This window comes from Lewinella cohaerens DSM 23179 (genome assembly GCF_000379805.1).
Lineage (GTDB): Bacteria > Bacteroidota > Bacteroidia > Chitinophagales > Saprospiraceae > Lewinella > Lewinella cohaerens.
Genome location: NZ_KB903542.1, coordinates 126,096 through 140,309, shown reverse-complemented (window position 1 = coordinate 140,309; position 14,214 = coordinate 126,096). Strand labels below are relative to the sequence as shown.

At 45.7% G+C, this 14,214-nt stretch carries 13 protein-coding genes; 3 read left to right on the top strand and 10 right to left on the bottom strand.

What is annotated here, in order from left to right:
* Positions 1–35: 35 nt before the first annotated feature.
* The 10 genes from A3EU_RS0111835 to yaaA all read right to left on the bottom strand — a co-directional run bounded on the left by A3EU_RS0111835 (position 36) and on the right by yaaA (position 9,301).
* Positions 36–1,001 (bottom strand): MFS transporter, encoded by a 966-nt coding sequence (locus tag A3EU_RS0111835; protein ID WP_020536380.1) that lies wholly within the window; start codon positions 999–1,001, stop codon positions 36–38.
* Positions 994–1,365, bottom strand: a complete 372-nt coding sequence (locus A3EU_RS0111830) for a VOC family protein (RefSeq protein WP_020536379.1) — start codon at positions 1,363–1,365, stop codon at positions 994–996. The genes A3EU_RS0111835 and A3EU_RS0111830 overlap by 8 nt, the downstream gene beginning before the upstream one ends.
* 187 nt (positions 1,366–1,552) lie before the next feature.
* Positions 1,553–2,842, bottom strand: coding sequence for a glycine-rich domain-containing protein (locus A3EU_RS32740; RefSeq protein WP_020536378.1), 1,290 nt, complete (start codon positions 2,840–2,842; stop codon positions 1,553–1,555).
* 340 nt (positions 2,843–3,182) lie between these two features.
* Positions 3,183–3,365 carry a hypothetical protein gene (locus A3EU_RS0111820; protein ID WP_020536377.1) on the bottom strand — a complete coding sequence of 61 codons (183 nt, stop codon included), beginning with the start codon at positions 3,363–3,365 and terminating at the stop codon, positions 3,183–3,185.
* Between the two features lie 115 nt (positions 3,366–3,480).
* Positions 3,481–5,022, bottom strand: coding sequence for a hypothetical protein (locus A3EU_RS0111815; RefSeq protein ID WP_020536376.1), 1,542 nt, complete (start codon positions 5,020–5,022; stop codon positions 3,481–3,483).
* Positions 5,023–5,033: 11 nt separating this feature from the next.
* Positions 5,034–5,942 (bottom strand): type IX secretion system protein PorD, encoded by a 909-nt coding sequence (gene porD, locus A3EU_RS0111810; protein ID WP_020536375.1) that lies wholly within the window; start codon positions 5,940–5,942, stop codon positions 5,034–5,036.
* Positions 5,943–5,951: 9 nt separating this feature from the next.
* Positions 5,952–7,160 carry a bifunctional phosphopantothenoylcysteine decarboxylase/phosphopantothenate--cysteine ligase CoaBC gene (gene coaBC, locus A3EU_RS0111805; RefSeq protein ID WP_026211357.1) on the bottom strand — a complete coding sequence of 403 codons (1,209 nt, stop codon included), beginning with the start codon at positions 7,158–7,160 and terminating at the stop codon, positions 5,952–5,954.
* A 78-nt stretch (positions 7,161–7,238) separates the two neighbouring features.
* Entirely contained in the window at positions 7,239–7,580 is a 342-nt protein-coding gene (locus tag A3EU_RS0111800; protein ID WP_020536373.1) for a DNA-directed RNA polymerase subunit omega, read from the bottom strand.
* Positions 7,567–8,385, bottom strand: a complete 819-nt coding sequence (locus A3EU_RS0111795; RefSeq protein WP_026211356.1) for an outer membrane protein assembly factor BamD — start codon at positions 8,383–8,385, stop codon at positions 7,567–7,569. Before A3EU_RS0111795 ends, A3EU_RS0111800 begins: the two co-directional genes overlap by 14 nt.
* Before the next feature lie 154 nt (positions 8,386–8,539).
* Positions 8,540–9,301 (bottom strand): peroxide stress protein YaaA, encoded by a 762-nt coding sequence (yaaA, locus tag A3EU_RS0111790; RefSeq protein ID WP_020536371.1) that lies wholly within the window; start codon positions 9,299–9,301, stop codon positions 8,540–8,542.
* A 303-nt stretch (positions 9,302–9,604) separates the two neighbouring features.
* Here yaaA and A3EU_RS0111785 point away from each other — a divergent pair, with 303 nt between their 5' ends.
* From A3EU_RS0111785 to A3EU_RS0111775, 3 genes are read left to right on the top strand one after another with little or no spacing between them, the layout of a single operon-like run.
* Positions 9,605–11,134 (top strand): hydroxymethylglutaryl-CoA synthase family protein, encoded by a 1,530-nt coding sequence (locus A3EU_RS0111785; RefSeq protein ID WP_020536370.1) that lies wholly within the window; start codon positions 9,605–9,607, stop codon positions 11,132–11,134.
* A 16-nt stretch (positions 11,135–11,150) separates the two neighbouring features.
* Positions 11,151–13,685 (top strand): CHAT domain-containing protein, encoded by a 2,535-nt coding sequence (locus tag A3EU_RS0111780; RefSeq protein ID WP_020536369.1) that lies wholly within the window; start codon positions 11,151–11,153, stop codon positions 13,683–13,685.
* Between the two features lie 13 nt (positions 13,686–13,698).
* Positions 13,699–14,214 carry a class IV adenylate cyclase gene (locus A3EU_RS0111775; protein WP_020536368.1) on the top strand — a complete coding sequence of 172 codons (516 nt, stop codon included), beginning with the start codon at positions 13,699–13,701 and terminating at the stop codon, positions 14,212–14,214.

Genomic DNA, 14,214 nt, shown 5'->3' with positions numbered 1-14,214 from the left:
CAATTCAAAAATAACAAATTTAAAATAGTCTTCTATCACCTCAAACCACCACTTAATGTTGGCCATTTTTTTCGAAAGAGGAGCATTGCAAGACCAATGATTAGCGCTAAGCAAAAACAATGGATCAGTGAAATCTCTACAGAGAAGCTGTTTTCTAGATAGCTTACTCCTTCCGTCCAGAGGTAGCTGAGGAGAAAAAACACACCAATCGTCGTAGATGCATATTTAGGTTCACTCAGACGAGTAATGTAAGATAAGGAGACCGCACTCATAGCTACTTCTACGCCTGCTATCAGGATGCCAGCACCTATAATGCCTATTTGTAGAGGGACTTCGGGGAGGTAGTCAACGCCTATGAGTATTAGGCTAACCAAAAGGACGCCGAAAAATGCAACGGTGATTCTTTGCCAAGAACTAAGGCTAGATTTTTTGCGCCAGATAAATAACAATGCAAACCCCATTATTATGGAACTAATAAAGTTAAAGATACCGGCTAGCCAAATAGATGATTCTTGTTCAAGGAAAAGGAATCTAGTGATCTGGTTGAAGGCATCGCTAAAAAAAGATAAAGCAGTGCCGGATATTTTTGAAAAAATAAATAAAAGAAAAGAAATAATTAGAACAGTATAAAAAGGGTTGCGCTGAGGCTTAATGTCCTGTTCCTGATCAAGAATTAATGGATCAGGTAGAGGGGAAAAGGGCAATGCTTTTTCTTGGATGTCTAGCTTATTTCTGATAATTAAGAAAAGTGTCAAATAGCTAAAAATAGCTAAGGCAGCAAGGCTAAAGCCATAAGTATAGCCCATTGCCTCACCGGTATAACCGATAGCTAATGCGCCTAGAAAGGAGCTGAAGTTGATGGCTATATAACGGAGAATAAACGCTAAGTCACGCTTTTGGTCTTCTTTGCGAAACAAGCGACCCAATAAAACGATTAGATTGGATCTTACAAATCCAGTCCCAATATTGAGCAGTAATACGCTTGCCTTACGACTATACATGCTGATCAATCAAAATGGGATTACCGTCGGGGTCCATGACCACAAAGCTGGCTGGACCACTGGTAGTTTCATCGGCTTCGGTAGCGAGTGTTACGCCTTTGTTTTTAAGGTCTTTCTGTATGACTCTTACATCATCAAAAGTATCCAGAGGGCTGGCATTCTCGTCCCATCCAGGGTTGAAGGTCAGAATATTTTGCTCAAACATTCCCTGGAATAAGCCGACGAGGGCATTCCCGTTTTTCATAATCAAGTAATTCTTCTCCTGCTGGCCGGCGTAAACCGTGAAACCCAGCTTTTCGTAAAAGTCTTTAGAGGCTTGAAGATCTTTAACGGCAAGGCTAATAGAAAATGCTCCTAAGTGCATGGTGAGGTGGTTTTAGTCAAGAAGCCCTATTGGAAGAGCTTGGACTTTGTAACTCTTCTTGTCGGGTGTAGTTGCAATCAAGTTACGGAAATAGGAGGAGTATTCCGATAGAGAAGATGAAAAAAGCCCCCTTGTTTGCTTCAGCAAATAAGGGGGCAATGTAATCTATGGACTTTTGTAAGAAAGATCAGTACTTGAAGATTCTTTCCTGATAAGTCTGGCTACTTGTTTCTACTACAATCAAGTACGTCCCATTGGGTAAGGAAGAGATATCCAGCGGTAGGCTGTTACCATCAAAGGTTTGCTGCTTCATAAGGCTGCCATTGATATGAAATACTTTTACAAGAGAGCTGCCCTCATCTTCGGTCACGATATTTATCATTCCATTAGTAGCGGTAGGGTAAACATTGATAGCGCCCTTGCGGGTAAATGTTATGGCTGTTACCGAGCTATAAGTAAACTGGCCGTCGTAGTCCATTTGCTTGAGGCGGTAATAATTGAGGCCTGCTACAGGTGCCTGATCGGTAAATTGGTAAGCTTGAGTTTGTTGGGTAGTCCCTTGGCCACGTTCTTCGCCAATCATACTAAAGGTACGACCATCGGCACTGCGCTCGATCTCAAATTTTTCGTTGTTGAGCTCCGTAGCCGTTTCCCAGTTGAGTTGGATCGCTTTTGGGGTAGCTTTGCCGGAGAAGGAGAGGAGTTCTACGGGGGTAACTGCAGTTACTGTGACGATTACGCGGCCTGGAGCACCAGCGCCAGATGCAGATCCACCTGTACCTGTACCTCTCCCACCACCACCACCGCCAGGACTCTGCCCAACTAGCCCTGAAGCACCGTTATTTCCTCCATTTCCACCATTTTGGAGATCACTACCATCATTACCCTGTCCGCCGGCTCCTCCAGTAGCTCCTGAGGCATTTCCGCCGTTCATATTGGTAACAATTCCCATATAAGGGCCAGATCCTCCGCCTCCGCCGCCTCCGGAATTATTTCCGCTACTACCGCTACCACCGCTACCACCGTCACGAGCATTTCCCATTCCACCAGCTCCTCCACCGACGTTTCCAGTCCCTCCAACTCCACCAGTTGCAGAAGAGGTCAGGAAACTAGAAGTTCCTCCATTATGTGTGGGGCCATCAGCAATACTGGGTGTTCCGCCTGCCCCAACCACCACAGAAGTAGAAACTTGCATCATAGACGCATCTATCGTGTGCACACTTGTAGAATAGCCACCACCGCCACCGCCACCTCGACCGGAGTTAGCGTTACTATCACTTCCCCCGCCACCGCCACCGCCCCAAACTTGGACAGATACAGTTACGGAATAACCCGCAGGAACGGTGAAATTCCCACTGGTATTAAAGGTACAAACGTCATTCACCAACGGCGGTGTAGAAGTCGCGCAATCTTGCCCAAAAGCATAAGTTCCAAAGAGTGCCATCAAAAGCACCAGTGTAGAAATCTTCGTTTTCATAAAAATTGGTTTTTAAGGATGAGTTGTTAATATCAGTTTTAGTATCATTTGGGCAAGAGCCCAAATAATGTTAGTTGTGACGGTAGTGAATCGTGAGGTCACTCACGTTCATTGAGGAGGGGGGGACGTAAAAGTTGTAAAAAACAATAATTAGAACAGTGGTACTGACACTGTGGAATACTAAAATGCGGTTTACTTAGTAAGCGGGCTTTTAAATACTAAGACAGACTATTACCGGAAAAAGCGCGTGATATGTGGTACAAATGTAAACTTATTCCCTCAATAAGAGTGACTTATTTAGTTTTTTTGTATTCATGAAATAAAGAACTAAGTGGTTGTTCTATTTAGCTTTCCCTGTACCATTACAGGTTTTACAGAAGTTCTTTTCTCCCCGGGTTCCTTCCCAATAGCCGTGGCCATCACAGTAGCTGCATTTATTGGCATTTACTAGGCCGACCAGAAGGTTGAAGAGGTAATAAGCGACAGCACCGATGAGAACGAGCCATAAAAGTCTAAATAACATTAAGAGCTGTTTGTGTTTAGAAAATTGGTGGTTTGAATACTACAATATAATGGAATAATACAATAACGATGGGTTTAGAATAGACCAAAGCCTTCGTTTTTAAGATGTAATACCCCTAAAGCTTGAGGAGGCCCAGCCTGTAATCCCGCCCATCTTCTCCGTAAATAAGCACAAGGCGAGCACCAATTTGATGGCAGCGGCGGGGGTGAGTAATTACATCAGCATCTTTGCTTACATAAAGAGGGATGGTATTCAACTCTCCGTCGCGGCGAATCTCACTAAGCGCAAGTACAGCGTCGCGGCCATCCATCTCTGAAATACGTTTGCTGTCCGGGTTAAAGTTTTCTGGGTTGTCATTGTAAAGAAAGATGAACCGGTCTTGTACGGTTACCTGTGTAAAGGAGGAAATGGCCCCTCCATCATTGGGCGTCTCTTGCCGTTTGGGGATGCGCTTGAGCCAGGTGTAGGTACCGTCGGGAGCAATGTTGGCAATGAGGATGTCATTGAAATTATCGAAACTCGTAAATTGCGGGCCCATCATTGGGCTCATCTCTGTGCGGTTTTGTCGGAAAAACTGTTCAGCCACTAAGACAATTCCACCATCAGAGCGCAGGGTAAGATCTCGGAGTTGGTACCGGATAAGTACGGGTGCTGCTCCTCGCTGCAAAGATTGTCCGGCCTCCTCCAGAAAGGCTTCTGAAAAAGGAAGAAGGTCTACCTTGGAGGCTTCCTTCATGAGCGGATTAATTCTGATATGCCCGATGCCTTTACTGCCAATCTGCCCTCCGATACCGTAGAAGCCTGCACAAACGAGGTCGCCGTTATTGGCTAGTTCTAACCTCAGGTTAAGAAAACTTATACCTTCAATGTCAAGTTGATAAGCGACTTCTTCCTGTCCGTTGCGTCGGTATGCATAGACCATATATTTAGGCGGTATGCGGTCTTCCTTTGTACCTGTAACCTGACGGCAGAGGAGGTAGACATTCCCCTCTGTGTCTACTTGATAAGAACGGATACTAAACCCCTGATCACGATAAGGGAGGGTCACATCTCGCGACCACAGGAGCGAAAAATTGTCAGAAAACACGCGTAGCGTAAAGCGTTCGGGGCCCTCTTTTTCAGGGGGAAGTTGATTGTATAGTAAAAGGTGACTGCTGTCACGGCTGTATTCAATGTCGAATTGTTTGCGGCGAAATTTTTCATCTTTCTCCATGTCCGCCAACAGCTTCTCGGAGCCTGTAACCTGTGCTCGAGGACTAAGAGAGCGGGCAAATACCTGGGTTGCTTCTGCTACGGTTCTGCTGGTGATCAGGTACAGTTGTCCTTTTAAACTTATGAGGTCCTCAAGCTCCGCACCTTTGGGAGAAAGGTTTACCTCATGCCTTGCGCGGAGGCCAAATCGCGCGTCAAATTCTTCTAACCAATACTGTTCTTTGTTGAAGCCACGGGCTGGGCGATAACGCAAGAGGAAGGCCCCCCATTCGCCGGCGGCGACTACCTTGGTAATATAGCTGCCCGAAGGACCTTTTTCAAGACTGCCCCACTGTAATTCGGTTTGGATGTCGCGCATTTGCGCGTTGAGTTTCTGCGAAAGCGGGCCAATACCTATCAATAATAGGAATACGATTAAGCGTATTTGATGCCAGCGAGAAAACATACCTAATAGTGTTAGAGACTTCGGTAATCCGCACCATTGGCGGGGTCCACCCTGGTCATTACCTGGCGTACTGTTGTTCGTTCCGTATTAGTGCCGCGCCGGAATAATTCGATAACCTCTTCGCGTTTCGCATTGAGAAAAAGCTGGGTAAGAATAGCATTCGGGTAGGACTGGTCTACTTGGCCAAGGGTGCTGATCACTTCGGCAATCGCCGCTCGTGCCTGTACAATATCCTGTGTCATCATATCGAGGCCAAGGCGGTGATATTGATACATTCCAAGGCGTAGAGGTTTCATTCTTGGCGAAAGGAAATTCTCCATAATCCAGTAGCGGTTGCGGCTGCCCCGGCTGTTACTGGCATCCGTAGATGACCAGCCAAGGTAAGTACCATAAAGACCTGCGGGTACATTGTTGACAATCTCCTGCGCCTTCTGAAAGAAAGGGTCACCACCTGTAGGGGAGAAGGAGTCGTAATCCATCCCAAGGATGACATTAACATAAAAAGCGAGTACAGAAGTCAGATTGTTGTCAAATCGGTTTTCGCTAAATTGCAATGGCTGGTACTGTTCGTAGTCGAATGTTACGTAAGCGTCAATGGTGTTAAGTAAGGGCGTGTTTTGGTCGGTGCCAAAAATGGGGCGAGAGGATTGTATCGCCAAATTCATTTCGAAACTTGTAGCGGAAATTTCTTTTTGGAGCGTCAGGATAAAATTGCAGTCAATACGCTCATCGAGGTCGTAGATGTCATCAGTCCATTTTTGGTTAATGAACTCTGTCACCGCCTGTTCCAATGTAGCAAAGACGCTGGGGTCTACCAATTGAACTTGCTGGTAGTTAACTTTTACGGTAGCATTTAGTTCTTGTGCCTGTACCAGGCCGGTAAAGCCCACGAGGAAGGCCAAAAGTATCCAATTTCTCATGTTGTATTTTTAGTCTTTAGACTTGATGTCGAGTAAGGTGGTTGCGACAATATCTTGGGCAACAGCGTCCTTGGTTTTTAACTCAAAATGGTAAACTTTATTGTCCGAACTGAAGATACTAACCTTGTTGGTGTCCACACCAAATCCGGCACCGGAATCTTGCAGGGAGTTCAATACGATAAAGTCGAGATTTTTGCGGGCCAGTTTACTTTTGGCATTGGCCTCGCCTTGGGTAGTTTCCAGCGCGAAGCCAATGAGGCGCTGGTGTGCCTGTTTTTGACGACCAAGCTGGGCTGCGATATCCGGGTTTTTGACCAACTCGATGGTCATCTTGTCGTCGGATTTTTTGATTTTCTCAGTCGCCATATTTGCCGGGCGATAATCGGCAACGGCTGCCGCCATAATACCGGCCTGGCAATCGGGAAAAGCTAATACTGCAGCATCATACATTTCCTGCGCAGATTCTACCCGGATAAGCTGAAGGCCTTCTCCTTCTGGTTTTAGTGCAGAAGGGCCGAGGATTAGTATTACGTCTCCTCCCTGTTCAATAATCGCTTGTGCGAGCGCAACGCCCATTTTGCCGGAAGAACGATTGCCAATAAATCGTACAGGGTCGATGCCTTCGTAAGTAGGGCCAGCAGTGATGAGTATCTTTTGCCCTTTGAGTAGTTGGCTTTTGCCAAAAAAGCGCCCTAGGTAATCGACAATATGCTCGGGCTCTGCAAGGCGCCCTTCTCCAACGAGGCCACTCGCGAGTTCACCATTTTCCACAGGGATTAGATGATTACCGTAGGTGACTAAAAGGTCGATATTTCTTTGGGTGCTGGGATGATGCCACATGTCTACATCCATGGCAGGAGCTACAAATACGGGGCAGCGAGCAGAGAGATAAACCGCAGCGATGATGTTGTCGCAAATGCCATTGGCAAGACGAGCCAGCGTATTGGCAGTGGCAGGAGCTACCAGCATGGCATCAGCCCAAAGGCCTAATTCTACGTGGTTGTTCCAGGCTTCGCCAGCGGTCACTTCCGTAAATACAGGCCTTTTACTGAGTGTGGCAAAGGTCAGCGGTTGAACAAATTTGGTAGCCGCAGGGGTCATAAGTACTTGTACTTCTGCACCTGCTTTTACCAACAAGCGAGTGAGTACCACTGCCTTGTAGGCCGCAATACTACCGCTAATTCCGAGTACAATTTTTTTGCCTTTTATCTCTTTCATATAAGCAAGAACAGTCGACAAGGATGGAAATACCCTGTCGACTGCACTGATTTAAAGCGTTATAAAACCTGAAAGATTTTACTCTTCCACGTTCTTTTTGTCGTTATACCGGTGGTACAACTCATCGTTGAGGTATTCTTCCGTAGCAATGATTACCGGGTTCGGTAAACGCTCGTAGAATTTAGAGATTTCGATTTGCTCTTTGTTCTCGGTAATTTCTTCGATGGTATCAGAAGAAACCGCAAACTCTTCGAGCTTCGTGTTTAGTTCATGCTTGAGGTCAACAGCCAACTGACGTGCACGCTTCGATATGATGTTGAGCGTCTCGTAGATGTTGTCTGTGTTGCTTGCCAATCCGTGCACGTCACGTGCGCGAACGTTAGGATCAAGCCCCTGCACTTTGTTCTTAATATCTGACATATTCCAGTTGTGTTAATCGATTTTGAGCTTCGTCAATCATTTTCTGTACCTCTACTGCATTTTCGCTACTGCGGTAACGGGCTAGATAGATTTCGGCTCGCTTTAACATATCATTGTAACGCTCTTCTTGCTTTTCGACAAAACTGTTTTGTGCAAGCAGGTAAGCGGAACGAACAATCTTATAACGAATTTCTTCGGCCTTCTTAGTATCCGGAAATTCAATCAAAAGGTTTTCAAAAGAACGTATAGCTGCCTGGTATTGTTGAAGATCGAAGTACAATACTGCTGCTTCGAAGTCTTTTACTTCCAGTTTCTTACGCATTTCGTCAATCAGGGTGTTGCATTCTGCTACCCTTTCGCTAGCGGGGTGCTGATTGGCAAATTCTTCAAAAGCCTCAATGGCGGTCAAGGAATAGGATTGATCCAACCGGAAAGTTGGTGACAGTTTGTAGTTGCTGTAAGCATGCATAAACTGTGCTTCCTCCTGGTACTGACTAGCCCCGTAGGTAGACGAAAAGTTTTTGAAGTAATAAGCTGCCAGAATGTATTGCTCCAGATTGTAGTAGGTGTAAGCATACTTGTAGGAAATGCTTTCGGCCTCCGGGCGACCCCGGTAGCTACTAATAACCAATTCGTACAAAGTCTGTGCTTTGAGGTATTCTTCTGCGTCGTAATAGGCGTCAGCCTTGGCGAGAATTTCAGTAGGGTCACCACTTGTACGGATACGCTCAAACTCGCTTTTGCAAGCAGTTGTAAGCATAAGAAGCAGAACAGCGGATAAACTTATTAATAAGCTATTTTTCATAGAAGCGCAAAATTACGGATTTTCAAGGAATTAGCTAGGTTTAGGGCGGAATTTATTATCAATGCAGTATAAAGAGCAAAAGAGAAGGAGGAAGGTTGTTTGAACGAGGAGTATTAGTAGCTGTTAAATAGCCTTCCTTTTCCGCCTTAAGAGCTTATTTCACAAATAACCAGTCGGAATCCGTAGAACCTTCCTTTTGGTAAATGTAATCGTCGGCGACGAGTTCCTTGATTTGTTCGGCTTCGGTGATTTGTTCTTTGACGATGAGTTGTGCCATTTTGCCGCGGGCTTTCTTGGCATTAAAAGAGATCACCTTTAATTTGCCATCACGATCTTCTTTGAAGTGAATGTTGATCAGCCGTCCCTTGAGTTTATCCGTCTTCACCGATTGGAAGTATTCCTGTGAAGCGAGATTCAGGACAGTATCACCTGTTGCTTTATCGAGGTCTTGTTGGACCAGTTCTGTGATTTTATCACCCCAGAATTCGTAAAGATTTTTTTTGCGACCTAGCTTAAGAGAAGTACCCATTTCCAATCGGTAGGGTTGGATCAGGTCTAATGGGCGTAGTAATCCGTACAAACCTGAGAGAATACGGATATGCTCTTGGGCAAAAGCCAACTCTTTATCCGTGAAGCTATTGGCCTCCAGACCCGTATAAACATCACCTTTGAACATAAGTGCTGCTGGCTTGGCATTTTCCTCCGTAAAGGTTTCTGAATACGTTTTGTAGCGTCCTTTATTAAGTACTGCTAGCTTTTCGCTAATCTTCATCAAGCCCTGCAAGTCTGCAACGGACTTACGGCGCAAATTCTTAATCAACTGTGCACTTTGAGGAAGTAATCGAGGTTCCGTGTGAGGGATACCGTGTACAGGAGTTTCATCCAATGTTTTCGCAGGAGAAAGGAGAATAATCATGCTGTTAGTTTTCTGGAACGCAAATTTACTACTTAGTAGTCAATTTATTTCAAACAAGAAAAACCGTCAGGGGTTGAGTGAATTGGAGGTTTCCTGTTGGAGACTGCTGCTTAATCGTTCCTGATTGTATACTATATATCTTGTGAAGTAAGGAGATAAGTAATTGATTGTCAGTTTTGTGTGTGTGGTTTTGTGTTTTCAGGAATCGTAATTAACACCAGCTAGCAATTGGCGTTTATGAACCCAAGGCATTCCTTTTTGTTTGGTTCCTGTTAATTTTGATTTTTTATCAGGATAGTTATTATGGAAAAGTACGAGCAGATTCCCGCAGGTATTGATGATTTAGCAGCTTATATCCCCGAGGTGTATCTGCCTATTGCTACTTTGGCGGACGCCCGGGGTATCGAATACGCTAAACTGAATAAAGGTTTGGGATTAACAGCGATGGCTGTTCCTGATGTTGGCGAAGATGCCGCTACCATGATGGCAAATGCTGTACGTGAGCTCATCGAAAAAAATGACCTCCGTCCTCAGCAGATTGGTCGCTTGTATCTAGGGACAGAGAGTGCAATTGATGGTGCAAAACCCACGGCGACCTATGCGTTGCAGATGTTGCAAGCCTATTTTGCGCCGATTTATGGCCCAGATTGTTTCCTCAATTGTGACGTAGTCGATTTGACTTTCGCCTGTATTGGTGCTGTTGATGCTTTGCAAAATACACTCGATTGGGTAAGGGCTAAAGAAGGACGTTTAGGGATTGTTGTTGCTGCTGACAATGCTAAGTATGAGCTGGGGTCAACGGGTGAATATACACAAGGAGCTGGTGCTATTGCCACTTTGGTGAAACGTCATCCTCGCCTGCTGGCTATTGATCCAGATTGGGGCGTAAGCACCCGAGCCGTTTATGATTTTTACAAGCCATTGCGCCAGGTAAAGAAAAGTGATGTGATCGCAGAAGCGCTTCAGCTTGCCAGTCGTAATCATGTTGATGTTGAACAACTTACGGAGCAGCTTCAGGATGGTATTGAGGTGAAAGGCGTACTGGATAGCAATGAACAACTCTTGACTTTACACAAGGATACGCCTGTTTTTGATGGGCCTTATTCCAATGATTGTTACCAGGAGCGCATCAAGGATGCTTTGATCAACTACCGTCACGAAACCAATACGACAAGCGATGAGCCTACGGCAATTCGATGGGATCGGCTCATTTTTCACCTCCCTTATGCTTTTCAGGCGCGAAGAATGTTCGGCGAAATCTTCTGGCAGGAAATGCAGCAAACAGGGCAAGCAGCTGCTTTGGCAGAGCAAATAGGCTTGGAATTGCCACAAGCCACTGATTTTGAAGACGAAGTTGTTTATCAAAAAGCACTCACCGGCTTTTGGAGAGCCGTAACCAAAACACCGCTCTACCGAAGCTTTGTAGCAGAACGTATAGCCCCCAGCGAAGAAGCATCAGGACAAGTAGGTAATATGTACGCTGGGTCTGTTTTCTTGGCCTTGTTGGGTACGCTCGAAGCAGGGCTGGAGCAAAATAATTTATCGCCTGATGCTGTATTTGGATTTTTCGCCTATGGTAGCGGCTCCAAGAGTAAAGTCTTTCAGGGGCGCTTGCAAACAGGATGGGAGCAGGTGGTACAAGGCTTCAAATTGCGACAACGCCTCGATGAACGAACGGCCATTGATTATGCTACTTACGAACAACTGCATCGTCAGGCACTCGATAGCCCGGTAGTGAAGCGTTCTTCGTATTTTCGGCAAACAAATATCACCGAAGACGGCAAACGGGAATACTTTATCCCAGCCAACAAGGAAGCTATGCGGCCTTCTTGATTAACTCCTTTATCTATTGTTTGCTTTTACCAATTATCAGGCGGTTATTAGAAGTTTTCTCTTTTTCTGGCTGTTGTTTTCTTGTATTGGAGCCAAGTTAGTCGGGCAGCAATTGCAAGAAGAGCGTGCGCGTTTTCAGGCCTTGTCTATACAAGCGGATCAAGCCACCACACCAAGCACTATAACAGGTGTTGTTAATATGCTACGTGTTGAATTACCTCCGAACTTATCAACGGATATCTTTCGTTCAGAGGTCTTTCTGCTGGCTTCTCAGGTTTATCAAGAACAGAATGATTTTCCTGCTGCTTTTCAACATATAGATAGCAGTATGCAGCTTGTTCGGAGGCATTATCCGGAATATTCGCTAGCTGTTTTACCACAAATGAACCAGTATGCTTTTCTGCTAGACCTCTACACTGGGCAGTATGAAACGGCTATTTCTTTGCGGGAGAAAATTTGTGAATACCTCGCAACGATTCCACTAAAGCAACAAATCGAGCACCATGAGGAAGTCTTGGTAAGTAACCTGATCCGCCTCGCAGACTTAAAAGACCGTACCGGTGAGGAAGAACAGGCGATCAGGAGGATGCAAGAGGCGGCACAGATTGTCCAAAATCCAGCGGTAAGCGATAAGAATTACTATCGCTTTCAGTTGTTTCGATTACATTTTTTCTACCATCATGGCAACCTTGAGAGTGCGAAAAAATTAGCTAAAACTCTATTGGGAGGTGCCTCTTTACGAGAAATTAGCGATCAGCAATTGCCCGCGCTTCAAGCCTTGTATGGCAATGCCCTCTATGGCTTAGGGCAGCTGGATAGCGCTGAGTATTTTTTCGAACAGGCCTTGAATAACTATCAGCAATTAGCAGCGGGGCTTACTTTTGAGCAGGAAGAGCTTAAGCGAGATTTGGCCCTCTGCTATCAATCGCAGGGGCGATACCGTGAAGGGCAAGCCTTGTTGGAGGAACAAATAAATGCGGTGGCGGCTAATGATCCCAATCGTGATCTTCGATTAGCTGATCTTTATGCAAGTCTTTCCGGTAATTTCTTTCAGCATTTTCTGGTTAAGCAGGAGCAGCATTTACTACAGCAAGCGCTGAAAACGGACCGGTTGGCCCGCCAGCACCATTATGCTTACCGAGAGCAGCTTCTTCACCTCCGAGATATTCAAATCAGTGCTGGCATAGAAGATTTTAGTCAAAGTTTTTCCTTGGCCATTCTTCAGCAGGCTTATCAGCAAACTAAGGAGGCCAGCTACTTTTTTGAAGCACTGGAGGTGCTGGAACAGAACAAAAATATTCAGTTGCGAGCACAACTTCGTGTTGGGCAAAATCGACGAGCATTTTGGGAAGAAGTTGCCCTTGATCCAAAGGCATTGCAAACGAGGCTTCGGCAAAATGAGCAAACACTGGTAGCTTTTTACTCAACAGAGGAGGCGCTGTTTTTGCTGGGGCTAAGTGATAAAGGTGTGGTTTTTAAGAAAATCCCCTTTGGCGAGAGGCGTTTAGTGGAATTGGTTGAGCAATTACGTGCAAGTATTCACGACCATCCGAGTGAGGCTAACATGGAGGACCTTCATGTTTTGGCTACCATTAGTTATGAGTTGTACCAGTTATTACTACAACCCATTGAAGGTATTGCAACATCAAGGCTGTTATTGCTGCCGGATGGCCCCTTGTCGTATCTGCCTTTTTCGCTGCTTTTGCAAGAAGAGGCCGCAGGAGACTTGCCTTTGAACTTATGGCCATTTGCTATCCGTAGCTACAGCTTCAATTATCGCTACACGCTCGAAAGTTATTTGAGTAAAAAAGCCTCAAGGATAGCTGCGTCACGACAAGAAATCTTGGCATTTGCTCCAAGGTTTAAGGCGGGTTATCTCCGAGGAGATGGTACCCGTTCTTCCGGGCCTTTGCATGAAAATGCAGCAGAAGTCGCCTATCTAACCGGAAAATTCCCTTGTGACGCCTTTATTGGAGATGCCGCTCGGCTAGAAGTATTTCGGACGCTTGCACCTGATTATTCTATCCTTCATTTGGCGACTCACGCAGTGGCCAATAATACTCATGGCGACTTCAGCTTTCTGGCTTTCGCCGAAAATGACACCGCTGATTATCAGCTAGAGGTAGAAGAAATATACCAACTGCCTATCGCTGCCAAACTCGTGGTGCTGAGCGCTTGCGAAACCGGTTTGGGAGAATGGCAGGCTGGGGAAGGCATTGTAGGCCTGGAGCGTGCGTTTACCGCCGCCGGCGCACAAAGCATGGTGACGACCCACTGGAAAATAAGCGACCGAGCCTCGGCGCAGCTCATGCAATATTTTTATGATCACCTTGCTAATGAGTTGCCCAAAGACGAAGCTTTACGGCAAGCTCAATTACAGTTTATGGCTAACAATGAAAGCTGGTTGAGCCACCCCTTCTTCTGGGCCGGGTTTGTACAAAAAGGAAGCACGGAGCCGTTGAACTTTATTCAGCAACGACCGTTCTGGCAATGGGCCGGTTTTTTGTTGTTAGGCCTCGGTGTAGTCGTGTATATTTACAGCAAGCTCTAAATAATTTCGATCCATGCATTTGAACATAGAAATAAAAGCACGCTGCAAGCAACAACAGGAGGCCATTCGTCAGTTGCTAATAGAAAGGAACGCCGATTTTCGGGGCACCGATCACCAAATTGACACCTACTTTCAGGTAGCCAACGGCCGGTTGAAGCTCCGCGAGGGCAATATTGAGAACAACCTCATTCATTACCAGCGCCCTGATCAGGCAGGCCCCAAAACGTCGGAAGTACATTTGTACAAACCTACCGATAGTGAATCGCTAAGAGTTTTGTTGCAAACGGCTTTAGGCGTAAAAGTTGTAGTCGACAAGCAGCGCGAAATTTACTTTCTTGATAATGTGAAATTTCATCTGGATACCGTAAAAGAGCTGGGCACCTTCGTCGAAATCGAGGCCATTGATGCAGATGGCAGCATCGGCGCGGAACGCTTGCACGAGCAATGCCAATTTTATCTCGACTTGTTTGCGATAGCGGAGGAAGACCTTTTGCAAAATTCCTACAGTGATATGCTGTTGGAGAAATAA

What these genes read in the sequence shown, in the direction of transcription:
- coaBC (WP_026211357.1), bottom strand. Translation starts at nt 7,160, where the DNA reads ATGAAAGAGATAAAAGGCAAAAAAATTGTACTCGGAATTAGCGGTAGT.
- A3EU_RS0111815 (WP_020536376.1), bottom strand. Translation starts at nt 5,022, where the DNA reads ATGTTTTCTCGCTGGCATCAAATACGCTTAATCGTATTCCTATTATTG.
- A3EU_RS32740 (WP_020536378.1), bottom strand. Translation starts at nt 2,842, where the DNA reads ATGAAAACGAAGATTTCTACACTGGTGCTTTTGATGGCACTCTTTGGA.
- A3EU_RS0111775 (WP_020536368.1), top strand. Translation starts at nt 13,699, where the DNA reads ATGCATTTGAACATAGAAATAAAAGCACGCTGCAAGCAACAACAGGAG.
- yaaA (WP_020536371.1), bottom strand. Translation starts at nt 9,301, where the DNA reads ATGATTATTCTCCTTTCTCCTGCGAAAACATTGGATGAAACTCCTGTA.
- A3EU_RS0111835 (WP_020536380.1), bottom strand. Translation starts at nt 1,001, where the DNA reads ATGTATAGTCGTAAGGCAAGCGTATTACTGCTCAATATTGGGACTGGA.
- A3EU_RS0111830 (WP_020536379.1), bottom strand. Translation starts at nt 1,365, where the DNA reads ATGCACTTAGGAGCATTTTCTATTAGCCTTGCCGTTAAAGATCTTCAA.
- A3EU_RS0111785 (WP_020536370.1), top strand. Translation starts at nt 9,605, where the DNA reads ATGGAAAAGTACGAGCAGATTCCCGCAGGTATTGATGATTTAGCAGCT.
- porD (WP_020536375.1), bottom strand. Translation starts at nt 5,942, where the DNA reads ATGAGAAATTGGATACTTTTGGCCTTCCTCGTGGGCTTTACCGGCCTG.
- A3EU_RS0111820 (WP_020536377.1), bottom strand. Translation starts at nt 3,365, where the DNA reads ATGTTATTTAGACTTTTATGGCTCGTTCTCATCGGTGCTGTCGCTTAT.
- A3EU_RS0111795 (WP_026211356.1), bottom strand. Translation starts at nt 8,385, where the DNA reads ATGAAAAATAGCTTATTAATAAGTTTATCCGCTGTTCTGCTTCTTATG.
- A3EU_RS0111800 (WP_020536373.1), bottom strand. Translation starts at nt 7,580, where the DNA reads ATGTCAGATATTAAGAACAAAGTGCAGGGGCTTGATCCTAACGTTCGC.